The organism is Stenotrophomonas maltophilia group sp. vghtpe118 (assembly GCF_052605195.1).
The window spans coordinates 3,078,227-3,102,500 of record NZ_CP199672.1; the positions used below are offsets into that span (position 1 = coordinate 3,078,227).

Annotated in this window: 21 protein-coding genes (1 of these 21 only partly in view); 7 read left to right on the forward strand and 14 right to left on the reverse strand. The window is 68.6% G+C overall.

Features of this window, described 5'->3' with window-relative positions:
• Positions 1-41: 41 nt before the first annotated feature.
• The 4 genes from ACUDTM_RS14045 to ACUDTM_RS14060 form a co-directional block, all read right to left on the reverse strand.
• A complete protein-coding gene (locus ACUDTM_RS14045) occupies positions 42-929 on the reverse strand; it encodes an SPOR domain-containing protein (RefSeq protein ID WP_088497606.1) in 888 nt (295 codons plus the stop codon).
• A 21-nt stretch (positions 930-950) separates the two neighbouring features.
• Complete coding sequence (gene argS / locus ACUDTM_RS14050) at positions 951-2,639, reverse strand: arginine--tRNA ligase (RefSeq protein ID WP_072168704.1); 1,689 nt, start codon at positions 2,637-2,639, stop codon at positions 951-953.
• Positions 2,640-2,752: 113 nt separating this feature from the next.
• Positions 2,753-3,457, reverse strand: a complete 705-nt coding sequence (gene radC, locus ACUDTM_RS14055; RefSeq protein ID WP_014035697.1) for a RadC family protein — start codon at positions 3,455-3,457, stop codon at positions 2,753-2,755.
• A 70-nt stretch (positions 3,458-3,527) separates the two neighbouring features.
• Positions 3,528-4,154 carry a response regulator transcription factor gene (locus ACUDTM_RS14060; RefSeq protein WP_072168702.1) on the reverse strand — a complete coding sequence of 209 codons (627 nt, stop codon included), beginning with the start codon at positions 4,152-4,154 and terminating at the stop codon, positions 3,528-3,530.
• 199 nt (positions 4,155-4,353) lie between these two features.
• Between ACUDTM_RS14060 and coaBC the strand changes: the two genes are divergently transcribed.
• The 3 genes from coaBC to ACUDTM_RS14075 are packed head-to-tail and all read left to right on the forward strand — an operon-like array spanning position 4,354 to position 8,474.
• Complete coding sequence (gene coaBC, locus ACUDTM_RS14065) at positions 4,354-5,643, forward strand: bifunctional phosphopantothenoylcysteine decarboxylase/phosphopantothenate--cysteine ligase CoaBC (RefSeq protein ID WP_061478746.1); 1,290 nt, start codon at positions 4,354-4,356, stop codon at positions 5,641-5,643.
• Entirely contained in the window at positions 5,640-6,113 is a 474-nt protein-coding gene (gene dut, locus ACUDTM_RS14070) for a dUTP diphosphatase (RefSeq protein WP_061478745.1), read from the forward strand. The genes coaBC and dut overlap by 4 nt, the downstream gene beginning before the upstream one ends.
• A 12-nt stretch (positions 6,114-6,125) precedes the next feature.
• Positions 6,126-8,474: a phosphomannomutase/phosphoglucomutase gene (locus ACUDTM_RS14075; RefSeq protein ID WP_111007693.1), complete on the forward strand. Its 2,349-nt coding sequence runs from the start codon at positions 6,126-6,128 to the stop codon at positions 8,472-8,474.
• Positions 8,475-8,570: 96 nt separating this feature from the next.
• Here ACUDTM_RS14075 and ACUDTM_RS14080 read toward each other — a convergent pair whose 3' ends face one another.
• From ACUDTM_RS14080 to pyrE, 8 genes are all read right to left on the reverse strand, one after another.
• Positions 8,571-9,284: a response regulator transcription factor gene (locus ACUDTM_RS14080; protein ID WP_005420506.1), complete on the reverse strand. Its 714-nt coding sequence runs from the start codon at positions 9,282-9,284 to the stop codon at positions 8,571-8,573.
• Positions 9,265-11,925 (reverse strand): sensor histidine kinase, encoded by a 2,661-nt coding sequence (locus ACUDTM_RS14085; protein ID WP_072168700.1) that lies wholly within the window; start codon positions 11,923-11,925, stop codon positions 9,265-9,267. The genes ACUDTM_RS14080 and ACUDTM_RS14085 overlap by 20 nt, the downstream gene beginning before the upstream one ends.
• A gap of 51 nt (positions 11,926-11,976) precedes the next feature.
• Positions 11,977-12,627, reverse strand: coding sequence for a potassium-transporting ATPase subunit KdpC (gene kdpC, locus ACUDTM_RS14090; protein ID WP_111007692.1), 651 nt, complete (start codon positions 12,625-12,627; stop codon positions 11,977-11,979).
• Entirely contained in the window at positions 12,624-14,681 is a 2,058-nt protein-coding gene (gene kdpB, locus ACUDTM_RS14095) for a potassium-transporting ATPase subunit KdpB (protein WP_445391366.1), read from the reverse strand. Before kdpB ends, kdpC begins: the two co-directional genes overlap by 4 nt.
• Positions 14,682-14,691: 10 nt before the next feature.
• Complete coding sequence (kdpA, locus tag ACUDTM_RS14100) at positions 14,692-16,401, reverse strand: potassium-transporting ATPase subunit KdpA (protein WP_111200526.1); 1,710 nt, start codon at positions 16,399-16,401, stop codon at positions 14,692-14,694.
• 12 nt (positions 16,402-16,413) lie between these two features.
• Positions 16,414-16,506 carry a potassium-transporting ATPase subunit F gene (locus tag ACUDTM_RS14105; RefSeq protein ID WP_005407770.1) on the reverse strand — a complete coding sequence of 31 codons (93 nt, stop codon included), beginning with the start codon at positions 16,504-16,506 and terminating at the stop codon, positions 16,414-16,416.
• Positions 16,507-16,727: 221 nt separating this feature from the next.
• Positions 16,728-17,390 carry a hypothetical protein gene (locus ACUDTM_RS14110; RefSeq protein ID WP_445391367.1) on the reverse strand — a complete coding sequence of 221 codons (663 nt, stop codon included), beginning with the start codon at positions 17,388-17,390 and terminating at the stop codon, positions 16,728-16,730.
• Between the two features lie 19 nt (positions 17,391-17,409).
• Positions 17,410-18,069, reverse strand: coding sequence for an orotate phosphoribosyltransferase (gene pyrE, locus ACUDTM_RS14115; protein ID WP_005420471.1), 660 nt, complete (start codon positions 18,067-18,069; stop codon positions 17,410-17,412).
• Positions 18,070-18,230: 161 nt separating this feature from the next.
• On the opposite strand from pyrE, the gene ACUDTM_RS14120 reads away from it, so the two are divergent.
• The 3 genes from ACUDTM_RS14120 to ACUDTM_RS14130 all read left to right on the forward strand — a co-directional run bounded on the left by ACUDTM_RS14120 (position 18,231) and on the right by ACUDTM_RS14130 (position 20,641).
• A complete protein-coding gene (locus tag ACUDTM_RS14120; RefSeq protein WP_069140053.1) occupies positions 18,231-19,031 on the forward strand; it encodes an exodeoxyribonuclease III in 801 nt (266 codons plus the stop codon).
• Positions 19,028-20,332, forward strand: coding sequence for an AmpG family muropeptide MFS transporter (locus ACUDTM_RS14125; RefSeq protein WP_445391368.1), 1,305 nt, complete (start codon positions 19,028-19,030; stop codon positions 20,330-20,332). Before ACUDTM_RS14120 ends, ACUDTM_RS14125 begins: the two co-directional genes overlap by 4 nt.
• A gap of 78 nt (positions 20,333-20,410) precedes the next feature.
• Positions 20,411-20,641: a hypothetical protein gene (locus tag ACUDTM_RS14130; protein ID WP_005420465.1), complete on the forward strand. Its 231-nt coding sequence runs from the start codon at positions 20,411-20,413 to the stop codon at positions 20,639-20,641.
• A 74-nt stretch (positions 20,642-20,715) separates the two neighbouring features.
• On the opposite strand, the gene ACUDTM_RS14135 is transcribed toward ACUDTM_RS14130, so the two are convergent.
• Positions 20,716-21,843, reverse strand: a complete 1,128-nt coding sequence (locus ACUDTM_RS14135) for an anhydro-N-acetylmuramic acid kinase (protein WP_334271705.1) — start codon at positions 21,841-21,843, stop codon at positions 20,716-20,718.
• A 65-nt stretch (positions 21,844-21,908) separates the two neighbouring features.
• Entirely contained in the window at positions 21,909-23,381 is a 1,473-nt protein-coding gene (locus tag ACUDTM_RS14140; RefSeq protein WP_180868022.1) for a M23 family metallopeptidase, read from the reverse strand.
• A 167-nt stretch (positions 23,382-23,548) separates the two neighbouring features.
• Between ACUDTM_RS14140 and tyrS the strand changes: the two genes are divergently transcribed.
• Positions 23,549-24,274, forward strand: the 5' portion of a protein-coding gene (tyrS, locus tag ACUDTM_RS14145) for a tyrosine--tRNA ligase (RefSeq protein WP_072168694.1). Its footprint extends 486 nt past the window's final position; only the first 726 of its 1,212 coding nucleotides appear in the window; it begins with the start codon at positions 23,549-23,551; its stop codon lies beyond the right edge, outside the window.

The following is a 24,274-nucleotide window of genomic DNA, read 5'->3' on the forward strand; positions in this document are numbered from 1 at the left end:
AAGCCGGGCACTGCCCGGCTTTTTCATTCACATCGGCAGGCTTACTGCGCCTTGATCGCCATCGCCTGCAGGCCGGTGCCATCCAGCTTCTGCTTGGCTTCGGACAACTCGCCGGCACTGCCGTACGGGCCCATGCGCACGCGGTACACGGTCTTGCCGTTGATCTGCGCCGACTCCACGCGTGCCGCCAGGCCCATCATGGCGAGCTTGGCCTTGGTGGCTTCGGCGTCACCGGAAGCACCGAAGGCTCCTGCCTGCAGGATGTAGCGGGCGTTGTCGGCGGCCGCCGGTGCAGCAGCGGATGCCGGCGGTGCCGACGCGGCGGGCGCGCTTTCCGCGCGCGGCGCTGGAGTGGCGGCCGCCGTGCTGGCCGACGGGGTTGCCGCGGTCGGGCGCTCGTTCAGCGGTGCCGGCAGCGGACGGTTGGTCGCGGTTACCGGCGCAGTGCTTGCGACGCTGGCCGTTGCGGTCGGTGCCGGCGTGGCCGTACTGGCCGGCGGTACCGGCTTGCCCTCCAGCGCGGCCTGCGCGCGCGACGCTTCGGCCTTGGCCCGGCGCTGATCCTCGGCGCGCGCGCTGGCGGCCAGTTCGGCGTCGGACATTTCCACTTCCTTGCCCGGCAGCAGGGTGTAGAAGTCGTACTGCGTCGCGGCGGGCTTCTCCGGTTCGGCCGGCTTCGGCGTGGCCGGCTGCGCGGCCGGCTGGCTGCCGACATCGCTGTCGGCATCAGCGACCGGGGCCGGCTGCGCGTTCGGGTTCGGCTGCGGACCGGCACGCAGGAAGCCATCGCCTTCGCCCTTGAACAGGTTCGGCGCCGCCAGGAACACCACGGCGGCGATCGCCACACCGGCCACCAGCCACACCCATCCGGGGGTGCCCTGGCTGCTGCTGTTGCGTCGTGCCTGGGTTTTGCCGCGTCGTGCTGCCATGTGTACTGCGTCTCCTGATGCTTACATTTTTTCCGGGGCACTCACGCCCAGGAGTTCGAGGCCGTTGGCCAGCACCTGGCGCGCCGCGCAGGCCAGGGTCAGCTTGGCGTTGCGATCGGTGGCGTCGTCCACCAGCACCGGCGTCCCGTGATACCACGTGTGGAAGGCATGCGCCAATTCACGCAGGTACTGCGCCACCAGGTGCGGCTCCAGCGCCACGCCGGCCGCTTCCACCACTTCCGGATACCGCGAGATCTCGTTCATCAGCCCCAGCGAGGCATCGTCGGCCAGGCGGCCCAGATTGGCCAGGCCATTGCCCTGCTCGTACACAAGACCCTTTTCCTGGGCCTGGCGCAGCAGGCTGCAGACGCGGGCGTGCGCGTACTGCACGTAGAACACCGGATTGTCGTTGCTCTGCTGGCGGGCCAGGTCGATGTCGAAGGTCAGCTGCGAATCGGGCTTGCGCGCGATCAGGAACCAGCGGGTCGCATCGCGGCCGGCCTCCTCGATCAGGTCGCGCAGGGTGAAATAGCTGCCGGCACGCTTGGACAGCTTCACTTCCTCGCCGCCGCGCATGACGGTGACCATCTGGTGCAGCACGTATTCCGGCCAGCCCTGCGGGATGCCCACTTCCAGCGCCTGCAGGCCGGCGCGTACGCGCGCCAGCGAGCCGTGGTGATCGGCACCCAGTTCGGTGATCGCGCGCTCGTAGCCGCGCTGCCACTTGGACAGGTGGTAGGCCACGTCCGGTACGAAGTAGGTGAAGGTGCCGTCGGACTTGCGCATCACGCGGTCCTTGTCGTCACCGAAATCGGTGCTGCGCAGCCACAGCGCGCCGCCTTCCTCGTAGGTGTGCCCGGAGGCCTGCAGCTTGGCCACGGCCTCGGCGACCTTGCCATCGGTGTACAGCGAGCTTTCCAGGAAGTAGATGTCGAAGTCGACGCCGAAGGCGGCCAGGTCCAGGTTCTGCTCGTTGCGCAGGTAGGCCACGGCGAAGCGACGGATCGACTGCATGTCGTCCGGGTCCTTGGCGCCGACCACCAGCGTGCCTTCCAGGTCAACGCTGGCGCCGGCCATGTAGGCGCGGGCAACATCGGCGATGTACTCACCGCGGTAGCCGCCTTCCGGCCAGCCTTCCTGGTCCGGCGCAATGCCCTTCACGCGGGCCTGCACCGACAGCGCCAGGTTCTCGATCTGCACGCCGGCGTCGTTGTAGTAGAACTCGCGCTTGGCGTTCCAGCCGTTGGCATCGAGCACGCGGGCCACGCAGTCGCCGATCGCCGCCGCGCGGCCATGGCCGACATGCAGCGGGCCGGTCGGGTTGGCCGACACGTACTCCACGCCCACCGTGCGGCCGTTGCCGGACAGGTTGCGGCCGTAGTCGTGGGCTTCCTTGATGACCGACGCGGCTTCGCGCTGGTACGCAGCCGGAGCCAGGTGGAAGTTGATGAAGCCGGGGCCGGCGATCTCGACCTTGCTGACGTCCTCGCTGCGCGGCAGCGCCTCGACCAGCGCCTGAGCCAGTGCGCGCGGATTGCTGCGCGCGGCCTTGGCCAGCAGCATCGCGGCGTTGGTGGCGAAGTCGCCATGGTCACGGGTCTTCGGGCGCTCGACCACGAAGTCCGGCGGCAGGGAGTCGGCGGGCAGGGTGCCATTGGCGCGCAAGGCTTCGATGCCTTGGCTGATCAGGGCGCGGAGGAGATTTTTCACGAGGCCTGCTGTGAGAATGAGCGGCGGAATCGCCCATTTTAGCGCAGATACCCGCGCCCACGCTGACCAGAACATGCCTGCGGGGGTTCCTGCCCGGCCCTGGTCAGGCCCGCTCAGCCGAACAGGCGTGGCTGGGGCGGGGACAGCAGGCCCCGTTCAGCAAACGAAACGGGGCGGCCTTCGCCGACCACGAAGTGGTCCAGCAGGCGTACGTCCACCAGTGCCAGCGCCTGCTGCAGTTCATCGGTGATCCGGGTATCGGCGCCGGAGGGTTCCGGGTCGCCGGAGGGGTGGTTGTGGCTGAGGATCACCGCTGCCGCATTGTGCAGCAGGGCTCGCCGCACCACCTCGCGGGGGTAGACCGGGGCGGCATTGATGGTGCCCTGGAACAGTTCCTCGCAGGCGATCAGCCGGTGGCGGTTGTCCAGGAACAGCGCCATGAAGATCTCGCGGGCCTGGCCGCGCAGGCGGTGCTGCAGGTAGCGGCCGACCGCGGCCGGGTTGTTGCCGACCGCCTCGCCCTGCTGAAGCTCGGCGGCCAGGTAGCGATGGGCCAGTTCCAGGCCGGCGGCCAGTGCACAGCTTCGTGCCGGCCCCAGCCCCGGCAACCGGGCCAGCTCGCGGGCCGGGCGGTCCAGCAGCACGCGCAGCGGGCCATGCGCCTGCAGCAGGTCGCGGGCGGTCTGCACCGCGTCGCGTCCACCGAAGCCGGAGCCGAGAAACAGCGCCAGCAGCTCTGCGTCGGACAACGTGGCGGGGCCGCGGGCGATCAGCTTCTCGCGGGGACGTTCCTGCTCGGGCCAGTCATGGATGGGCATGCCTGCATCATCGCCAGCGCGGGTGATGCGTCCCATCAGGGCAGGACGCACGCCCGGGTAGGCTGTTGCCTCAGTCGCGTCGCGACTGCAGATAGGCGAACAGCTCCTGGTTGTTCTGCAGCCCCAGCTTGCGCTTGGCTTCGGCCTTCTGCCGGCTGATCGTTTTCGGGCTGCGGCCGCAGTGGACGGCGATGGCGTTCACTTTCAGCCCGGCGGCCAACAGGTCCAGCACTTCCTGTTCGCGGGCCGACAGCGCCGCCGGCTCACGCGCGAACATCAGGTCGCGCGCCTGCAGGTGGTCGCGCAGCTGCTGCGAGACGAACACCTGCCCGGCCATGGCCGCGTTCAGGGCCTGCGGCAACTCGCCGAAATCGGCGCACTTGTCGACCAGGCCACTGACACCTTCACGCAGCAGGCCATCGAGCAGGCCGGGGTGACGGGCGCCGGTAAGCACCACCACGGGCATGCCCGGGTGGCGTTCGCGCAGCTCAGCGATCAGTTCCGGGCCATCCGGGCCGGTGCCCGGCATGGAGAGGTCGGTCAGCACCGCGTCGCAGCCGTGGTGCTCGACCAGCTGCAGCAGCTGGGCGCCGTCACGCGCGCTGCCGACGACCTCCATCAGATGGGTCTGCAGCACGATGCGGATGCCGTGCAGGACGACGGGATGGTCGTCGGCGATGATGATGCGCGGGTGCACGCGGAATCCTCGAAAAGCGAAGCGGCACACCTGCGGTGGCCACTGACGATTCTGCAAACGTGGCCGGCCAACAGGTATAGGAAAGTTCCGAATCGCAGTGTCTTGAACCCCGGAAGCGTTGTGGCGCAAGTCCCATCTGCTGATAGCCGCCCGCTATGTGTGCCGTGTACCGGGACATTGCCGACCATCGGGTAAGCTAATGCCCTCGTTTGCACAGGAATTCCAGGTGGCTGACTCCCCCAACGCTTCCCCCGCGCCGGCCCGCGCGCTGGAAGGCCAGAAACTGCTGTTGTGCGTCGGAGGCGGGATCGCGGCCTACAAGGCCCTGGAGCTGGTGCGGCGCCTGCGCGATGCCGGTGCCCAGGTGCAGGTGGCGATGACCGCCGGTGCCCAGCAGTTCGTCACTCCGCTCAGCTTCCAGGCCCTGTCCGGGCAGCCGACCCGCACCACGCTGTGGGACAGCGCCGCCGAGCAGGCCATGGGCCACATCGAGCTGGCCCGCTGGGCCGACCGCATCGTGGTCGCGCCGGGTACCGCCGATCTGCTGGCGCGGCTGGCCCAGGGCCATGCCGATGACCTGGTCAGCACCCTGTGCCTGGCCAGCACCGCACCGCTGACGATCTGCCCGGCAATGAACCACCGGATGTGGCTGCATCCGGCTACCCAGGCCAACATCGCCCTGCTGCGCCAGCGCGGTGCGCAGGTGATCGGCCCGGTCGATGGCCCGCTGGCCGAAGGTGAATCCGGTCCCGGCCGGCTGGCTGAACCGGGCGACATCGTGGCCGCGCTGGTGGCCAATGGCGGTACCGCTGCGACGGTTGCCGCGCCGGAAACCCGTGCCCTGCAGGGCTTGCGCCTGCTGATCAGTGCCGGCCCGACCTACGAAGACATCGATCCGGTGCGCTACGTCGGCAACCGCAGCAGCGGCAAGATGGGCTTTGCCCTGGCCGCTGCCGCCGCCGCGCTGGGTGCGCACGTGGTGCTGGTCAGCGGCCCGGTCCAGCTGCCGACGCCACCGGGCGTGCAGCGCATCGACGTGCGCTCGGCCGCGCAGATGCGCGATGCCGTACTGAAGTCGCTGCCCGCCGACATCTATATCGGTGCCGCCGCAGTGTCCGACTACACCCCGCGCCAGGTCGCCGCGCAGAAGCTGAAGAAGACCGCCGACAGCCAGTCGCTGGTGATCGAGCTGGTGCGCACGCCGGACATCCTGGCCGAAGTCGCCGCGCAGACGCAGTCGCTGAAGCTGGTGGTCGGCTTTGCCGCCGAGACCCACGACGTGGAGAAATATGCACGCGGCAAGCTGATCGACAAGCGCCTGGACCTGGTGATCGCCAACCAGGTCGGCATCAGTGGCGGTGGTTTCGAGAGCGACAACAATGCCGCCACGGCCTTCTGGCAGGACGGTGAACAGGTATTCCCGGCCACGTCCAAGCGCGAACTGGCCGAACAACTGCTGGCGCTGATCGCGCGGAGACTCCAGGCATGACCCAGGCATCCCTTTCCCGGCCGCTGCAGGTCAAGCTGCTCGATCCGCGCTTTGGCGACAGCTGGCCGCTGCCGGCCTACGCCACCGAAGCCAGCGCCGGCATGGACCTGCGCGCGGCGCTGGATACCGCACTGACCCTGCAGCCGGGCGACACCGCGCTGGTGCCCAGCGGCCTGGCCATCCACATTGCCGACCCGAACCTGTGCGCGGTGATCCTGCCGCGTTCGGGGCTGGGCCATCGGCACGGCATCGTGCTGGGCAATGGCACCGGCCTGATCGATGCCGACTACCAGGGGCCGCTGCTGATCAGCGTCTGGAACCGTGGCCGCGAGGCCTTCACCATCGAGCCCGGCGATCGCATCGCGCAGCTGGTGGTGGTTCCGATTGCCCGCGTCAGCCTGCAGGTGGTGGATACTTTCACCGACAGCGTGCGGGGCACGGGTGGATTCGGCCATACCGGGGTGCGTTGACAGGGGACATCGATGAGCGGCATCGGGGAAGGACAGCGGGGACGGTCGTTGGGTCGCAGTGCACCACTACTGGGGGTGCTGCTGATCCTGCTGGCCGGCTGGTTCGGATGGAGCGCGGTGCAGCAATGGCGGCAGGAGGCCAACGGCCAGGCGCTGGAAGAAGCGCGCGACCAGGCCGTGCAGGGCCTGCAGCAGGCCGCTGCTGGCCAGTTGCAGCAGCTGCAGCAGCAGTTGAAGAACGATCGCGTGCAGCAGGCGCTGCAGGCCGGCGATGCCGCTGCAGCGGCGCTGGCCGTGCGCGAGAGCTGGACCGGGGTTGAGCAGGTCGAGGTGCTGACGGCCGATCTGGCCAACGCCTATGCCGATCCGGCCACCTTCGGGTATGCACGCCTGGCCCTGCTGGAAGCGGCGGTGGCTGAGGGCAAACCCAGCCTGCGCGTCGTCCGCGATGGTGGCAGCAATCGCCTGGGCCTGGCTGCGCCAGTGCAGCTGGGCAGCCTGGGGCCGGCCGTGATCTATGTCCGCCAACCGCTGCTGCGGCTGACCTCGCCGCTGGACCAGGTGCGTGCGCCGTCCGCAGGCTTCCTTGGCCTGCGCCAGGGTGGCTTCGATCTGGTCACCCAGGGCGACGCGGGCCTGTCCGAAAGCGCCGAAGCGCTGGCGCGCCCGGTTGCAGGCACGCCGCTGCGACTGGTCGCGTCGGTACCGAATGTCGACGCCGGTCCGCTGGGCCTGGGCGCGCTGGCCAGCGCCATTGTGGCGTTGCTGCTGGCGTTCATTGCCGTGTTGCTGGTGGTGGGACGTGACCGACTGCCGAAGTCGCTGCCCTTGCCACGCCGCGCCGCAGCGTCCGAGGCCGACCATGGCCCGACCCTGAGCGAGAGCCTGCAGCAGGCGCCGCCACCCGTGGCCGCTGTGACCGGCAGTGGCGATGCCGCGCCACCGCCGCCACCGCCGGTGCCGGCCGAGGAGCTGGCCGCCGGCATCTTCCGCGCTTATGACATCCGCGGCGTGGTGGGCAGTGAACTGACACCGAAGACCGCGGCGCAGATCGGCCAGGCCATCGGCACCGTGGCACTGGAGCAGGGCCTGCGCGAGGTGGTGATCGGTCGCGATGGCCGCCTGTCCGGTCCCGAGCTGACGGCCGGGCTGGCCGAGGGCCTGCGCCGTGCCGGCTGCGCGGTGATCGACATCGGCCTGGCGCCGACCCCACTGGTGTACTACGCCGCCTTCCATCTGCGTACCGGCACCTGCGTGGCAGTCACAGGCAGCCACAATCCGCCCGAGTACAACGGCTTCAAGGTGGTCATTGGCGGCGAGACGCTGTCCGGCGATGCCATCACCGATCTCTACCAGCGCATCGTCGAGGGCCGCCTGGCGCAGGCCGCCGAGCCCGGTGACTACCAGCAGCGCGATGTCAGTGCCGACTACATCCAGCGCATCGCCGATGACGTGCAGCTGGACCGCCCGCTGAAGGTCGTGGCCGATGCCGGCAATGGCGTGGCCGGCGCGCTGGCGCCGCAGCTGCTGGAAGCGATCGGCGCCGACGTCATTCCGCTGTACTGCGATGTCGACGGCACCTTCCCCAACCATCATCCCGACCCGAGCGAACCGGCCAACCTGGAAGACCTGGTGCAGACGGTCAAGCGCTTTGGCGCCGATCTCGGCGTGGCCTTCGATGGCGACGGCGACCGGCTGGGCGTGGTGACCGGCGAAGGCCGGATCATCTACGCCGATCGCCTGCTGATGCTGTTCGCTGCCGATGTGTTGATGCGCAATCCGGGCGCGATGGTGATCTACGACGTGAAGTGCACCGGCAAGCTGTCCGACCATGTGCTGCGCAACGGTGGCAGCCCGCTGATGTGGAAGACCGGGCATTCGCTGATGAAGGCGAAGATGCGCGAGACCGATGCCGAGCTGGCCGGCGAGATGAGCGGCCACTTCTTCTTCAAGGAACGCTGGTTCGGTTTCGACGACGGTCTGTACGCCGCTGCGCGATTGCTGGAGATCCTGGCCCAGCGCGAGGAAACCCCGGACGAGGTGCTGGGCGAACTGCCGGAAATGGTCGCCACGCCGGAGCTGAAGGTACCGGTGGCCGACGGGACGCCGCATGCCCTGGTGGCGATGCTGGTGGCGGCGGCGCAGTCGCCGGACAACCCGTATGTGGGTGGCCGCCTGTCGACCATCGATGGGCTGCGCGTGGACTTCGCCGATGGCTGGGGCCTGGTGCGTGCCTCCAATACCACGCCGGTGCTGGTGCTGCGGTTCGAAGGCAACGACGAGGCCGCACTGGAACGCATCCAGGCCCTGTTCCGCAGCCAGCTGCAACCAGTGCTGGGCGACACCCCGCTGGGGTTCTGACCCCTTTGGAAGCTGCAGCAGAATGGGTAGTGCCGGCCGCAGGCCGGCAAGCCCATGAACCTCACACACCCTGCAGTTGCCGGCCAGCGGCCGGCACTACCCCTTGAACCGCAACCCCACGCCCGGCTCGGTGAACAGGTAGCGCGAATCCAGCGCCGAATCGCCCAGCTTGTGCCGCAGCTTGCCGACCAGGATGCGCAGGTAGTGGGTGTCGTGCTGGTGGGTCGGCCCCCAGATCTCCTGCAGGATCTGCGGCTGGGTCACCACCCGCCCGGCATTGCGCAGCAGCAGCGACAGCAGCGCGTATTCCTTGCGGGTCAACGCCACCGGTTCACCCTGCAGGGCGACTTCGCGACGCACCAGGTCCACGTGCAGGTGGCCATCGTCGAACACCGGCGGCGTGCCATCGGTCGGCACGCTGCGCGTGCGCAGCAGCGCCCGCACGCGCGCCATCAGCTCCTGCGTGCCGAACGGCTTGGTCACATAGTCGTTGGCGCCGGTATCCAGTGCGCGCACCTTCTCGGCTTCGCCGGCGCGCACGGTCAGCATGATCACCGGCACCTGGCTCCACTGGCGCAGCTGTTCCAGGACCTCATGGCCTTCCATGTCCGGCAGGCCAATGTCCAGGATCACCAGGTCCATGTCTTCGCTGGCGGCCAGCTGCAGGCCTTCCTGGCCGGTGGCGGCCTGCCGCACCTGGTAGCCCTGCGCGCGCAGGCTGATGTCCAGGAACCGGCGGATCTGGGTTTCATCGTCGATCACCAGCACGCGTGCGGCCGGCACGCTGGCATCAATCGGGGTCGGGCTCATCGTGGGAGGCTGGCTTGAGCAGGGGCAGGGTGATGCGGATCAGGGTACCGCGACCGTCGCGTCCGGGCAGCGCCTGCACGCTGCCGCCATGTGCGCCGATCATGCCCTGGCAGATGGTCAGGCCCAGGCCGGTGCCGTGGCGGCCCCGGTCGCCACGCTCGACGCTGTAGAACATGTCGAAGATGCGCGCGCGCTCGTCATCGGGAATGCCGGGGCCGGCATCGATCACGTCGATGCGCAGCTGGCCGTCCAGCTCGCGCGCCTGTACCTGCACGGCGGCGTCGGGCGGCGAGAACTTGGCCGCGTTCTCCATCACGTTGAACACGGCCTGTTCGACCAGCGCCGGGTGCACCCAGATCGGTGCCAGCGTGGCTGGGATGTCCAGCTCCAGCCGCACCTTTGGCTGGTAGCGCTGCAGGCGCCGTGCCGCCGAGCCGATCAGCTCGTCCACGCCGATCCAGTCGCGGTTGATCTTCAGCCCTTCATGACCCAGCCGGGTCATGTCCAGCAGATTCTGGATGTAGCGGTCCAGCCGTTCGCCCTCGACCAGGATGGTGTCCAGCAAAGCACGGCGATCGGCTGTATCCATGGCCGCACCGTAGCTGGCCAGGCTGTCGGCCGACCCGATCATCGCCGCCAATGGCGAGCGCAGGTCGTGCGACACCGAGGAGAGCAGCGCCGAGCGCAGCCGCTCGGTCTCGTTGCTGACGTGTGCCTGCTCCAGTTCCGCCACCAGCCGGGTACGCAGCGCGGCCTGTGCGATGTCATCGACCATCGCTTCGGCCAGCTGCCGCTGTTCGGGCAGCAGGCGCGCCTGTGCGCCGGGCAGGTACAGGCCGGCCACGCCGATCGCACGGTCTTCGCCGTCCAGCAACGGCAGGAACCACCATTGCGCACCGGCCAGGGTATCGGTGAAGCGCCCACTGGGCTGGCCGTGGCGCAGTGCCCAGTCGGCGGCAGCCAGGTCGGTATCGCCAGGCTGGTTGCGGCCACCGGCGGCGGTATCGGTGCCGATCCGCAGCCACGCCGGCACGTCCAGGGCCTGCTCCAGCGCATGCCGGCCCGCCTGTGCCACCTCGCCGTTGCCGGCCGCGCTGGCCAGCTGACGGCCCAGCTGCTGGCGCGCACGCGCATGGCGGTTGGCCGCACGCAGCGCAATCACCTGCATGCGCAGGCGCGAGGCCAGGCGCCCGGCCACCAGTGCCGCGGCCAGGAACAGGAACACGGTGATCACGCCCTGGCGTGCACCGATGGCGAAGGTGAAGCGCGGCGCGATGAACAGGAAGTTGTAGGCCAGGAAGCACAGGATCGCGGCCATCACCGCCACGCTGGCGCGCGTGCGTGCAGCCACCAGCACCACCGCGACGATGAACACCATCGACAGGTCGGCCATGCCCACCCAGTGTTCGGCCAGCCACGCCACCGCACAGGCCAGCGCGGTAGCGATCAGGGCTTGTGCCGGTTCATGACTGATACCGCGCATTGGCGGCAGCAGGCTCTCGCGGCGCGAGCGTGCGCGTGCCTGTGGCGTGCTGATGATGGTGATCTCGTAATGCGCGCCACGCTGGATCAGCTGCTGGGTCAGGGTGCGGTTGAACATCCGTGCCAGTGGACGTTCGCGGGTCCGGCCCAGCACCAGGGTCGACACGCCGTTGTGTGCGGCATGGTCGAGCAGGGCATCGGCGATGCTCGATCCATGCAGCAGTTCGGCGTCGCCGCCCAGCCGCCTTGCCAGCGCAAAGGCCGCATCGATCTCGCGCCGGGTCGCCTCGTCCTGGCGCCGGCCCTGCACGGTCACTACCGTCCACGGCGCGTCACGGCGCTCTGCGATGCGCCGCGCCACGCGCACCAGGTATTCGCTCTGGCCGCCCCCGTCGATGGCCACCAGAACGCCGCGACGCAGGGGCAGATTGCCTTCGCCACGCGCGGCGCGGGTTTCGCGCAGGCTGCTGTCGACGCGGTCGGCGGCTTCCTGCATCGCCAGTTCGCGCAGCGCGGTCAGGTTGGCCGGTGAGAAGAACGCCTGCAGTGCCTGTGCGGCCTGTTCGGGCACATAGACCTTGCCCTGCTGCAGGCGAGCGATCAGTTCGCGCGGCGGCAGATCGACCAGCACGATGTCGTGCAGGCGGTCGAGCACGCCGTCGGGCACGGTCTCGCTGACGCGTACGCCGGTGATGCGCATCACCACATCGTTGAGGCTTTCCAGATGCTGGATGTTGACCGTGGTCCAGACGTCGATGCCGGCGTCCAGCAGCTCCATCACATCCTGCCAGCGCCGCTCATGGCGGCTGCCGGGCGCATTGCGATGGGCCAGTTCATCCACCAGCACCAGCGCCGGATGCCGTGCCAGCACGGCATCCAGGTCCATCTCCTGCAGGGCATGGCCGTGATAGGCCACGTCCTTCAGCGGCAGCTGCGGCAGGCCCTCCAACAGGGCCTGGGTATCGGTGCGTCCATGGGTTTCCACCAGGCCCACCACCAGGTCGACGCCGCGGCGCAGCTGTTCCTGCGCGCGGGTCAGCATGGTGTAGGTCTTGCCCACGCCCGGCGCCGCGCCGAGGAACACGGTCAGCTTGCCGCCGGCTTCGCGTTGCAGGCCTTCAACCAGGGCATCGGCCTGGCGGGTACGTGCATCAGTCATGGGGGCCGCTGTCATGGCCACCATTGTGCGCGCAGCGGGTACAGCCCGGCATCACGGCGTCTTGGCTGCATGGTCCAGCGCGAAGTTCAGCGTCACCACGTTCACCCGTGGCTGGCCGAACAGGCCCCACTGGCGCCCTTCGGTATGGGCCTGCACCAGTGCCTGCACGCGCTCCACTGGCAGGCCACGGGCACGCGCTACGCGCGCCACCTGCAGCTGTGCGGCGGCCGGCGACAACTGCGGATCGAGACCGCCGCCGGACTGGGTTACCAGATCGGCCGGAACCTGCGCTGGCGCGACACCTTCCCGTGCAGCCACCGCAGCGGTGCTGGCAGCGACGCGCTCGGCCAGCGCGGGATTGCTGCGCGCCATGTTGGAACCGGCCGCGGCCATCGGGTCGTAGTTGGCCGCCGACGGACGCGCCTGGAAGTAGCCATCACCGGTGAACGGCTGCGCCAGCCACGCCGAGCCGCGCACCTGGCCGTTGCCGTCGCGCAGCAGGCTGCCCTCGGCCTGGGTCGGGTACGCCAGGCCGGCGAAGCCGGTGGCGATGCCGGCGTAGACCGCGCCGGCCAGCAGCAGGGTAGCCAGGCCCAGGCCGATCGCCGGGCGCCAGCTTGCGCCATCCTGCAGGCTCGCCACGCGGGCCTCGGCTTTCTGTCCGCGGGGAAGGGAAGACGAAGTGGAAACAGTACGGTTCATGCGCCGAATACCAGGACAAGAAGGAGGTCGATCGCCTTGATCGCCGCGAACGGCAGCAGCACGCCGCCGAGGCCGTACACCAGCATGTTCCGGCGCAGCAGCGCCGTTGCGGTGGCCGGGCGGAAGCGCACGCCACGCAGGGCGAGCGGAATCAGGGCGGGAATCACCAGGGCGTTGAAGATCAGCGCTGCCAGCACCGCATTGCGCGGGCTCGACAGCTGCATCACGTTCAGTGCAGCCATGGCCGGAACCGCAGCGGCAAACAGCGCCGGCAGGATCGCGAAGTACTTGGAGACGTCGTTGGCCAGCGAGAAGGTGGTCAGCGCGCCACGGGTGATCAGCTGCTGCTTGCCCACCTCCACCACCGCCAGCAGCTTGGCCGGGTCCGAATCGAGGTCGACCATGTTGCCGGCCTCCTTCGCCGCCTGCGTGCCGGAGTTCATCGCCAGGCCGATGTCCGCCTGGGCCAGCGCGGGAGCGTCGTTGGTGCCGTCGCCGACCATCGCCACCAGCCGGCCGCCGGCCTGCTCCTGGCGGATGCGCGCCAGTTTGTCCTCCGGGCGGGCCTCGGCGATGTAGTCATCGACGCCGGCTTCGGCAGCGATGGCAGCGGCGGTCAGCGGGTTGTCGCCGGTGATCATCACCGTGCGGATGCCCATCGCGCGCAGCTGCGCGAACTTCTCGCGCATGCCGTGCTTGACCACGTCCGACAGCTCGATCACGCCCAGCACGTGGCGACCCTCGGCCACCACCAGCGGGGTGGCGCCATTGCGCGCCACCTGCTCGACGCGACCGGCCAGTTCCGCCGGCACGTTGCCGCCCAGCGCCTGTACGTGGGCGCGGATCGCATCGGCGGCACCCTTGCGGATCTGCCGGCCATGTTCCAGGTCCACGCCGGACATGCGGGTCTGTGCACTGAACGCCAGGTACTCGGCATGGTCCGGCTCGGCGGTGGCGCAACCCTGCTCGCGCGCCAGGCGTACGATCGACTTGCCTTCCGGGGTCGGGTCGGCCAGCGAGGACAGCAGCGCCGCTTCACGCAGCTGGCTGGCGTCGATGCCGGCCAACGGATGGAAGTGGCTGGCCTGGCGGTCGCCGTAGGTGATGGTGCCGGTCTTGTCCAGCAGCAGCACGTCGACGTCGCCGGCCACTTCCACCGCCTTGCCCGACTTGGCCAGCACGTTGGCAGCCAGCGCACGGTTCATGCCGGCGATGCCGATGGCCGGCAGCAGCCCGCCGATGGTGGTCGGGATCAGGCATACCAGCAGCGCGATCAGCAGCAGCGGATCGACCTGCACGCCTACCGCCGCGCCGATCGCCGGCAGCGTCGCCACCACCACCAGGAAGGTCAGCGTCATCGCTGCCAGCAACAGGGTCAGCGCGATCTCGTTCGGCGTCTTCTGACGGTTGGCACCCTCCACCAGCGCGATCATCCGGTCCAGGAAGCTGTGCCCCGGCTCGGCGGTCACCCGCACGATGATCTGGTCGGACAGTACTTTGGTGCCGCCGATCACGCCGGAACGGTCGGTACCGGCCTCGCGCAGCACCGGGGCGGATTCGCCGGTCACCGCCGCCTCGTTGATGGTGGCCAGGCCCTGCACGATCTCGCCATCGGCCGGCACCAGCTCACCGGCACTGACGATCACATGGTCGCCCGGGCGCAGTTCGGCGGCCGGCACCTGGGCTTCTGCGGCACCCGGCTGCGGCGCCGCCAGCCGGCGTGCCACCAGGTCCTGGCGGGCACGGCGCAGTGACGCGGCCTGGCCACGGCCACGCGCCTCGGCCACTGCTTCGGCGAAATTGCCGAACAACACGGTCACCAGCAGGATCGCGGTCACTGCCAGGCCGAAGCCCAGCGGCGCATTGCCGGTCAGTGTGACGATGGCGGCGACGATCGTGCCGGCCATCACCACCGCCATCACCGGGCTGCGCACCAGGTGCATCGGCGATAGCTTGCGTACTGCTTCGACCAGCGCACGGCGCAGGCCGGCGCCATCAAGCAGCGCAGGGCGCGGGGCAAGGGAACTATGGGTGGAACTTGCGTGGGTACTCATCGGGGTGTCCTTAGTGCAGTCCCAGGCTGAGGTGGTCGGCGATCGGGCCGAGTACCAGCGCCGGCATGAACTGCAGCACGGTCAGGATGACGATCACCGAGACCAGGGTCAGGGCGAAGGTCGGGGTTTCGATCTGCAGGCTGCCGGCAGACTCCGGCGCCTGGCGCTTGGCGGCCAGTTGCGCGGCCACCACCAGCGGGATGATCAGCAGCGGGAAGCGGCCCAGCAGCAGCACCAGCGAGCAGCTCAGGTTCCACCACAGCGTGGCGTCGCCCAGCCCCTCGAAGCCCGAGCCGTTGTTGGCGTAGGCCGAGACGTACTCGTAGAACACCTGGCTGATGCCATGGAAGCCCGGGTTGGAGGTAGCGGCCAGCCCGGGCACGGCCAGGGTGATCGCGGTGAACACCAGCAGGGTGATCGGCTGCAGCAGCACCAGCAGGGCCAGCAGGCGTACCTGTGGCGTCTCCAGCTTGCGGCCGAACAGTTCCGGCGTACGTCCAGTCATCAACCCGGCCAGGAACACGCCCAGCAGCAGGTACACGATGAACTGCTGCAGGCCACAGCCGATGCCGCCCCAGATCGCGCTGACCAGCATGTTGACCATCGCGATGCCGCCACTCAGCGGCGCCAGCGAGTCATGCATGCCGTTGACCGAACCGTTGGAGACCTGGGTGGTCACCGCCGCCCACAGCGCCGTGCCGTCGGCGCCGAAGCGCACCTCCTTGCCTTCCATCAGCAGCGGCGTGGCGGCGCTGGCACTGTGCCCTTCACTCCACATCATCGCGCCGGTGGACAGCAGCGACATGCCCAGCATGCAGCTGAACACCAGGGCGCCGAACCGGCGCCGGCCGGTGAACGCACCGATCATGAAGATCACCGCCATCGGCACCAGCAGGATGCCGACGATCTCCAGCGCGTTCGACAGCGGGGTCGGGTTTTCCAGCGGGAAGCTGCTGTTCGGGCCGTACCAGCCGCCACCGTTGGCGCCCAGCTGCTTGGCCGCGACCATCGCCGCCACCGGGCCCAGCGGCAGCTTCTGTCCGGCCATGCCGGCGCTGGCATCGATCGGCGTGGCCTGCGGGCCACCGGCCATCGTCGACGGCACGCCCTGGCTGGTCAGCAGCAGGGTCCACACCAGGCACAGCGGCAACAGGAAGCGCACGCACAGGCGCACCACGTCCACGTAGTAGTTGCCCACCGCCACCTGGCGGTCATCGCCGGTACTGGTGGCCGCCGCAGCCTGCGGCGCACGCGAGAACAACGCGCGCAGCGTGGCCACCGCCAGCGCCAGGCCCATCATCGGTGTCACCACCTGCAGGCCGGTGATGCCGGTCATCTGCGAGAGGTAGGACAGCTGCGCCTGGCCCGAATAGTGCTGCTGGTTGGTGTTGGTCAGGAACGAGATCATCGTGTGCAGCGCGGTGTCCCAGCGCATGTTCGGGATCTGGTCCGGGTTCAACGGCAACCAGGCCTGGGTCATGAACACCGCCTGGGTCAGTACGGCGACCACCACGTTGCTCAGCACGAAGGCCAGCACGTAGCCGCGCCAGGACATCGCGCGCGAGGGATCGACGCCGAACACCTTGTACAGCGGCTTCTCGATCCAGTTGAACAGCACGTCGGCCCTCATCGGCGTGCCGCGCATCACCCGCGCCAGGTACAGGCCCAGCGGCCACGCCAGCAACAGGCTGGCGGCAATAATCACAAGCATCTCGGTCATGGCAGGCTCCGCTCAGAACGACTCGGGCCGCAGCACGACATAAAGGAGATAGGCGGCGGCGACCAGCACCAGCACGCCACACAACAACGACAGCCAGGGGGACATTGCAATAGCGTCCTGGTGGAACCCCTCCACCTCAGGCCGTCATCGTCGTCCTGCCGCCCATAAACGCACTACGCGCCGGACCGTGCCGACGCGTAAAGAGTGCATAAATTCCGTGGGCCAAGCCGTAACCAGGCGCCGCCTACTGCACAGCCGGGCCCATGCTGGGCTGCTCTTTCCCAAGGCCACGCGGAGCCGAGCATGGGCTCGACTATACAAGCGAATCACGGCGCCTGGCTCGCTGGCGCCACGCCCTTCAGCTCGCGATAACGCTGCAGGGTGCTTTCAATTTCCGCCTTCAGCGCCTGCTGCTGCTGCAGGAACCCGGCCTGCAGGCGCTGCTGCGCCTGCAACTGCACGTGCCGCTGACGGATCGCCTCGGCCTGCTTGTCGGCGACCTTGCCACCGGCCAGTTCTCGGTCACCGGCGGCCGACAGCAGCGCCACCAGTGATTCGCGCAGGCTGGTGACGTTGTACTCGGCGGTCTTGAGGTTGTTGTCCAGCACTTCCTGGCGCTCGGCGAACACCCGGCGCAGGTCCTCCTCGCTGCCATAGGTGGACAGCATCGCCTGCTCGGTACGCTGGCGGGTCTGCTCAGCCATCAGGTCCAGCTGCTGCTGCTGCGCCGCCGTGCTGGCCGCGGCACGCTCCTCGTCGGTCAACGCGCGCTGGACCTGCGCATTGCGCAGGCCGCTCTTCGCGTTGAACTCCTCGCGGGCGTGATTGACCGCATCGGCTGGCAGCGAATCGCTGCAGATCCGCTCCTTGCCCTCGTTCCAGCAGTACAGCTTCTTTTCCACTTTGCCGCCGTCGCGCGACTGCGCCGGCACGGTGGACGGCACGACCAGCAGCAGGCCGGCAAAGAGAACGGCAGGAACTCGGGACATGACCTTTCCCCTGGGTCGGTCAGCGGATCGAACGGACGCCGTACTGGGCCCGGTAGGCTTCCAGCGGCTGGCGGTAACCCACAAGTTCCGGGTTGCCGGAGGCGAAATCAAGCAGATCGGCCAGCGACGCCACGGCGATCACCGGAATCCCGGCCTCTTCGGCCACCGACTGCGCCGCCGAGCGGCGGTCGGTTTCCGAGGCGATCTCCTGGCGGTCCAGGGCTACCACGATGCCGGCCGGGGTGCCGCCGGCAGCGCGGATGATGCCCAGCGCTTCGCGGATCGCGGTACCGGCGGTGATCACGTCGTCGACGATCAGCACGCGCTTGCCATTCATGTCAGCGCCGATCAGCTGGCCACCTTCGCCGTGGTCCTTGGCTTCCTTGCGGTTGAATGACAGCGGCAGGTCGCGGCCGCGCTGGGCCAGCTCGCAGGCCATCGCGGTGGCCAGCGGGATGCCCTTGTAGGCCGGGCCGAACACCACGTCGTACTTGATCCCGCTGGCATCGATGGCATCGGCATAGCAGGCGCCGAGCTGGGACAGCAGCGAACCGGAGTCGAAACGGCCGGCGTTGAAGAAATAGGGGCTCAGCCGGCCGGACTTGAGGGTGAACTGGCCGAAGCGCAGGGCGTCGGCGGTCAGGGCCAGCTGCAGGAAACGGTGGCGGTGGTCGCTCATCAAAACTCGATTCATCTTCATTTGGAGCACAAATCCTAATCCAGCTGGGCGTTTCGCGCTCGTGCGGCCCCGCGTGAAGCCTGTCGCGGCGTTGCCTGGCGGACTGCGCAGCCCCACGGGCAACCGGTATGCTTGCCCGGTTTCCCGCCGCAGGTCCCCGCATGCGCATCATCAGTTTCAACGCCAATGGCATCCGTTCCGCCGCGACCAAGGGCTTCCTGGACTGGTTCCGGGCCCAGGACGCCGACGTCCTGTGCATCCAGGAAACCAAGGCCCAGGAAGACCAGCTGACCGACCCGATGTTCCGTCCGGATGGCCATCACTGCTTCTACCGCGACGCCATCACCAAGAAGGGCTACAGCGGCGTGGCGATCTACAGCAGGCGCGAGCCGGACCAGGTCATCACCTCGCTGGGCTGGGCCCCGTTCGACGACGAAGGCCGCTACATCGAGGCGCGCTACGGCAATCTCAGCGTGGTCTCCTTCTATATTCCCTCCGGCAGCTCGGGTGACCTGCGCCAGGGCTTCAAGTTCGAAGTGATGGAATGGCTGCGCCCGATCCTGGAGGAGTGGGCGCGCAGCGGCCGCGACTACGTGCTGTGCGGCGACTGGAACATCGTGCGTTCGGCGCTGGACATCAAGAACTGGAAGTCCAACCAGAAGAATTCCGGCTGCCTGCCGGAGGAACGCGACTGGCTCAACGCCCTCTGCGCCGACCACGGCCAGGCCACCGATGTCGCCGCCGGCCGCGGTTGGGCCGATGCCTACCGCCTGCTCAATCCCACCGGCGAGGACTACACCTGGTGGAGCAACCGCGGCGCCGCCCGCGCCAACAACGTCGGTTGGCGCATCGACTACCAGTTCATCACGCCGGGCCTGCGCGACAAACTGCGTAGCTGTTCGATCTACCGCGACGAGCGCTTCTCCGACCACGCCCCGTTCACCGTGGACTACGACCTGTGACCGAGGCCGCCACACCGGTCAGCTACAAGGGCTGGGCAGGCATCAAGCGCGCCTTCGGTACCCCGTCGGCGCTGACCATGGCCATGCTTGGCTTCGGCAGTGGCCTGCCGTTCCTGCTGATCGCTTCGCAGACGCTGTCCACGCGCCTGCGCGACGTCGGCCTGGACCTGGGCAGCATCGGCCTGATCAGCCTGGCCAGCTTCTTCTACCTGCTCAAGTTCCTGTGGGCGCCGCTGCTGGACCGCTATGCATTTCCGCTGCTGGGCGCGCTCGGCCGCCGCCGTTCGTGGCTGCTGGTATCGCAGGTGCTGGTGCTGGTCGGCCTGGTCGCACTGGCCTTCGTGCGGCCGGAAGAGGGCGTCTGGCCACTGGTGATGTGGGTGCTGGTGGCGTCGTTCGCTGGCGCCACCCAGGACTCGGCGGTCGATGCCTACCGTATCGAGATCGCTCCGCAGACCGCGCAGGCCGCGCTGGCGGCCACCTATACGCTGGGCTACCGGATCGGCCTGATCCTGGCCGGTGCCGGCGCGCTGTACCTGGCGCAGTTCGAAGGCTGGATCGTCGCCTACCTGGCGATGGCCGCGCTGATGCTGCTGCCGATCGTCACTACCCTGCTGTGCGCCGAGCCGGAGCGCCCGGCCACGGCGGTGCAGCGTCGCATCGATATCGCCGAAGCCTTCGTCCAGCCCATTTCCAGCTTCTTCAGCCGTAATGGCGTGGCGTTGGCATTGGTGCTGCTGGCCTTCGTCGGCCTGTTTAAGTTCCCCGATCAGGTGATCGGCGTGATGGCCGGGCCGTTCTATCTCGATTCGGGGTTCGACAAGGCCGACATCGCCACCGTGTCCAAGCTGTTCGGTGTATGGATGGGGATCGGCGGTGCGTTCCTGGGGGGTATTGCGGTGGCCGCATTCGGCTTCCGGCGCATGCTGCTGGTGGCCGCACTGGGCGTGGCGATGTCCAACCTCGCCTTCCTGCTGATGGCGCACAACCCAGGCAAGCTGTGGGCGTTCTATGCCGCGCTCAGTGCCGACAACCTGTTCCAGGGGTTCGCCGGCACCGTGCTGGTGGCCTTCATGTCGTCGCTGACCGACCGCAACTTCACCGCCACGCAGTACGCATTGCTGGTATCGCTGGCCAACCTGCCGGGCAAGTTCATCGGCGGTGTCTCCGGATACATCGTTGAGGCGACGTCCTACAGCACGTTCTTCATCCTCAGCTCGGTCATTGTGGTGCCGACCCTGCTGCTGCTGGCCTGGCTGTGGCCGCGGATCGCCGACCGCGGGCCGCCACCGGTCGCCTGATTGCCTGCCCGCCCGGACTGCGGGATCATCGCCCCCGACGCGCCGAGGGGGCGGTGCCTTGCGAACGGGGAAGTGAGCATGGCCGACGTTGTGCTGCGGGACCTGGACCCGCTGCTGCTGGAACGTATCAGACGTGTCGCGGTCGCCCGCGGCTGGACCCATGAACAGACCTGCGCCGCCTTGTTGGAGCAGGGCCTGTTCAGCAGTGAACTGGAGGTCCGCTCCGGTTTCGGCGATCCCGAAGTGGACGCCCTCTCCGATGCGATCGCCGCCTTGCAGGCCTTGCCCGCAGGGCAGGGCTTCGATTAGCGGCTTTGTAGAGGTAGAGCCGAGCCCACGCTCGGCTGCCCGGTGAATCCACGCCCTGCGTGGATGGCGCCACCTCACGCCAGGTGGATTGCCCCCAGGATCCGCGGCCCCGTCGCCCCGGTCACGCTCGGCAGGTTGCCGGCCAGCCCGTCCATCGTCCGCTGCGCCAGCCAGGCAAAGCCCATCGCCTCCACGTACTCCGGGTCCAGCCCGTGCAGCGCGCTGGACTCCACCTGCACCTCCGGCAGCCGCGCCGCCAGCCGCTTCATCAGCTGCCGGTTGCGCACGCCGCCGCCACAGACCAGCAGGCGCCGGGTCTGCGGCTGCTGCGCCAGCAGCGCGTCGGTCACGGTCGTCGCGGTCAGCTCCAGCAGGGTGGCCTGCACATCGGCAGCGGCATATTCGCCTTCCCCCATGTGCGCCTCGGCCCAGGCCAGGTGGAACTGCTCGCGCCCGGTGCTCTTCGGCGGCGGCAGCGCGAACCACGGGTCCGAACGCCAGCCGGCCAGCAGGCCCTCGTCCACCGCGCCACTGGCGGCATACGCGCCATCGGCATCGAAGGTACGGCCGGTGTGGCGCTGGCACCAGGCATCCATCAGCGCGTTGGCCGGGCCGGTATCGAAGCCGCGCACCGCGCCTTCGCGCGGGATCAGGGTCAGGTTGGCGATACCGCCCAGGTTGAGCACGGCACGGTCCTCGTCGGCGGCGCCCAGCATGCCGAGGTGGAAGGCCGGCATCAGCGGCGCGCCATGTCCCCCGGCCGCCACGTCGCGGCGACGGAAGTCGGACACCGTGGTGATTCCGGTCAGCTCGGCGATGCGGTTGCCGTCGCCCAGCTGCACGGTGAACGCCGGATCGGCCAGCGGGCGGTGGCGCACGGTCTGGCCGTGCGAGCCGATCGCGCGCACCTGGCTGCGATCCACGCCGGCTTCGGCCAGCAGCTGGTTGGCAGCCTCGGCGAAGTTGATCGCAATCCGCGCGTCCAGTTCGCCCAGCTCCTCCAGCGAATCCAACGGGCCACCTTCGCCCAGCGCCACCAGCCGCGCGCGCAGCACCGGTTCCCAGCGGGCGGTCAGGCCGTGCACGAAGCGGCAGCCACCGCCCGCGGGAAACTGCACCAGCGCAGCGTCGATGCCGTCGGCGCTGGTGCCCGACATCAGGCCAAGGTACAGGGGGGCGTCAGCGTCGGCAGTGGTGTTCATGGCGGGCATAAAAAAGGACGCGGCAAGCTTGGGCTGCCGCGTCCTTGTTCGTCAACGCAGCGCGCTCAGCCGCGCTTGCGGCCGGTCGACTGCTTGTCCTTGGCGCTGGCCACCTCGGCGGCGGCCTCGTCGCGGCTGGTCGGTGCCGGGCTGGCATCGGCGTAGATCAGCTTCTCCATGCCCTGGATGCGGGCCATCGCCGGCGCGGTCTGCGCGCGGAAGGCGACCAGCTCGGCGCCCTTCAGCGGCTCCGGCGGCGGCATGGTCACGGTCAGCGGGTTGCGGTGCTCGCCGTTGACGCGGAATTCGTAGTGCAGGTGCGGGCCGGTGGCCAAGCCGGTCGAGCCGACGTAGCCGATCACCGTGCCCTGGGCCACGCGCTGGCCGGTCTTGATGTTCGCAAAGCGCGACATGTGGCCGTACAGGGTGGTGTGGCCGCGACCGTGGTCGAGGATCACCACATTGCCGTAGCCGCGCTGCACGCCGGCGAACTGCACGCGGGCGTCGCCGGCGGCCATGATCGGGGTGCCGGTGCGCGCGGCGTAGTCCACGCCCTTGTGCATGCGCATCTTGCCCAGCACCGGGTGCTTGCGTGCGCCGAAGGTCGAGCTCAGCCGCGCGAACGGGATCGGCATGCGGATGAAGCTCTTCTTCAACGAACGGCCGTTGATGTCGTAGTACTCGGACTTGCCGTTGCGGTCGAAGCGGAAGCCGGAATAGGTCTTGCCCCCGGTGGTGAAGGTCGCCGCCAGGATCTTGCTGGTGTCCACCTTCTCGCCTTCGCGCCAGGTCTCGTCCATCACCACGCTGAAGCGGTCGCCCGGCTGCAGGTCCTTGGAGAAGTCGATGTCGTACTTGAAGATGTCGTCGGTCATCGTCGCGATCGCCGACGGCGACAGCCCGGCCCGGCGGGCCGCGGCATACAGCGAACTGGTGATCTCGCCGCTGGTGACCACGGTACGCGTGGAGGTCTCGCGCCGCGTCACCTTCTCCTTGATGTCATCGCCGGTCAGGCTCAGTTCCACCCGGTTGTCGGCGTCGCGATCGAAGCGGATGCTGCGCAGGTCGCCGGACAGCGGCATGTCGAAGGCGATCTCGGCGCCCGGGCGCAGCTTGGTCAGCGCCTCGCGCGCACCGGGGTGCTCCAGCACCCGGTGCAGGGTGCTGGCCGGAATGCCGGCCTTGTCGAACAGGTCGCTCAGCGTCTGGCCGCGCTGGATGCGCAGCACCTGCCAGCTGTCGCCCGGCACCTGCTGCTGGCGGGCCATGGTCAACGGCGGCAGCGGCAGCGCCAGGCTGGTGTGGCTGTCCGCGTAAGGCGCATCAATGGTGTGCGAGAAACCGGGGACGATCGTCGCCACCAGGGCGCCGATGGTCGCAAACAGGCTGGCGTGCATCCAATGGCGGCGGGTCCAGCGCTCATTGAAGGCGGCGGGAAGGTGTTGCCTGAGCTTCCGATGCAGGGCGTTGTCGTGCAGGACGTGAAGGCGTTCCTGGAAGCGCTGCTTGCGTGCGCGCCCTTGTTCGGAATTGTGCATCGGCGGTCTTTTCCTGGCGGCCCGGGAGCGCGGGCCTGATCGGCGGTTACCATAGACACCTGAGAAAACCGCGTCAAACCCTTGTGCCCATTGGCTTTTGTGAAGCCAATCGGGTTAACTTTGCTTTAACACCCCACACAAGAATCGGCGTTGCCGGGAGTAGTCACGTGTCCTCGATTGAAGAAGCCCTTGCCCTGATCGGCCGCGGTGCCGACGAGATCCTCAAGCTCGAGGATCTGCGCGCGCGCCTGCAGGAAGGCCGCCCGCTGCGGATCAAGGCCGGCTTCGACCCCACTGCGCCCGACCTGCACCTGGGCCACACAGTGCTGCTGAACAAGATGCGCCAGTTCCAGGACCTTGGCCACCAGGTCATTTTCCTGATCGGCGACTTCACCGGCATGATCGGCGATCCCTCGGGCAAGAGCCTCACCCGCAAGCCGCTCAGCCGCGATGACGTGCTGGCCAACGCCCGTACCTATGAGGAACAGGTGTTCAAGGTGCTGGACCGCAGCCGTACCGAAGTCCGCTTCAACTCGGAGTGGTTCGGCAAGATGGGCGCGGCCGACATGATCCGCCTGGCCGGCCAGCACACCGTGGCACGCATGCTCGAGCGCGACGACTTCGCCAAGCGCTATGCCGCCCAGCAGTCCATCGCCATCCATGAGTTCCTGTACCCGCTGGTGCAGGGCTACGACTCGGTGGCCCTGGAGGCCGACGTCGAGCTGGGCGGTACCGACCAGAAGTTCAACCTGCTGATGGGCCGTGGCCTGCAGGAACACCATGGCCAGAAGCCGCAGGTGGTGCTGACCATGCCGCTGCTGGAGGGCCTGGACGGCGTCAACAAGATGTCCAAGTCGCTGGGCAACTACATTGGTATCAGCGAGCCGGCCATC

Bases quoted from the DNA above. Each gene is read 5' to 3' on its own strand.
- kdpB (WP_445391366.1), bottom strand. From the start codon at position 14,681: ATGAGTACCCACGCAAGTTCCACCCATAGTTCCCTTGCCCCGCGCCCT.
- ACUDTM_RS14135 (WP_334271705.1), bottom strand. From the start codon at position 21,843: ATGAACACCACTGCCGACGCTGACGCCCCCCTGTACCTTGGCCTGATG.
- ACUDTM_RS14110 (WP_445391367.1), bottom strand. From the start codon at position 17,390: ATGTCCCGAGTTCCTGCCGTTCTCTTTGCCGGCCTGCTGCTGGTCGTG.
- pyrE (WP_005420471.1), bottom strand. From the start codon at position 18,069: ATGAGCGACCACCGCCACCGTTTCCTGCAGCTGGCCCTGACCGCCGAC.
- ACUDTM_RS14080 (WP_005420506.1), bottom strand. From the start codon at position 9,284: ATGAGCCCGACCCCGATTGATGCCAGCGTGCCGGCCGCACGCGTGCTG.
- ACUDTM_RS14045 (WP_088497606.1), bottom strand. From the start codon at position 929: ATGGCAGCACGACGCGGCAAAACCCAGGCACGACGCAACAGCAGCAGC.
- radC (WP_014035697.1), bottom strand. From the start codon at position 3,457: ATGCCCATCCATGACTGGCCCGAGCAGGAACGTCCCCGCGAGAAGCTG.
- ACUDTM_RS14105 (WP_005407770.1), bottom strand. From the start codon at position 16,506: ATGTCCCCCTGGCTGTCGTTGTTGTGTGGCGTGCTGGTGCTGGTCGCC.
- coaBC (WP_061478746.1), top strand. From the start codon at position 4,354: ATGCCCTCGTTTGCACAGGAATTCCAGGTGGCTGACTCCCCCAACGCT.
- ACUDTM_RS14075 (WP_111007693.1), top strand. From the start codon at position 6,126: ATGAGCGGCATCGGGGAAGGACAGCGGGGACGGTCGTTGGGTCGCAGT.
- kdpC (WP_111007692.1), bottom strand. From the start codon at position 12,627: ATGAACCGTACTGTTTCCACTTCGTCTTCCCTTCCCCGCGGACAGAAA.
- kdpA (WP_111200526.1), bottom strand. From the start codon at position 16,401: ATGACCGAGATGCTTGTGATTATTGCCGCCAGCCTGTTGCTGGCGTGG.
- ACUDTM_RS14140 (WP_180868022.1), bottom strand. From the start codon at position 23,381: ATGCACAATTCCGAACAAGGGCGCGCACGCAAGCAGCGCTTCCAGGAA.
- ACUDTM_RS14130 (WP_005420465.1), top strand. From the start codon at position 20,411: ATGGCCGACGTTGTGCTGCGGGACCTGGACCCGCTGCTGCTGGAACGT.
- ACUDTM_RS14120 (WP_069140053.1), top strand. From the start codon at position 18,231: ATGCGCATCATCAGTTTCAACGCCAATGGCATCCGTTCCGCCGCGACC.
- ACUDTM_RS14085 (WP_072168700.1), bottom strand. From the start codon at position 11,925: ATGACTGATGCACGTACCCGCCAGGCCGATGCCCTGGTTGAAGGCCTG.
- dut (WP_061478745.1), top strand. From the start codon at position 5,640: ATGACCCAGGCATCCCTTTCCCGGCCGCTGCAGGTCAAGCTGCTCGAT.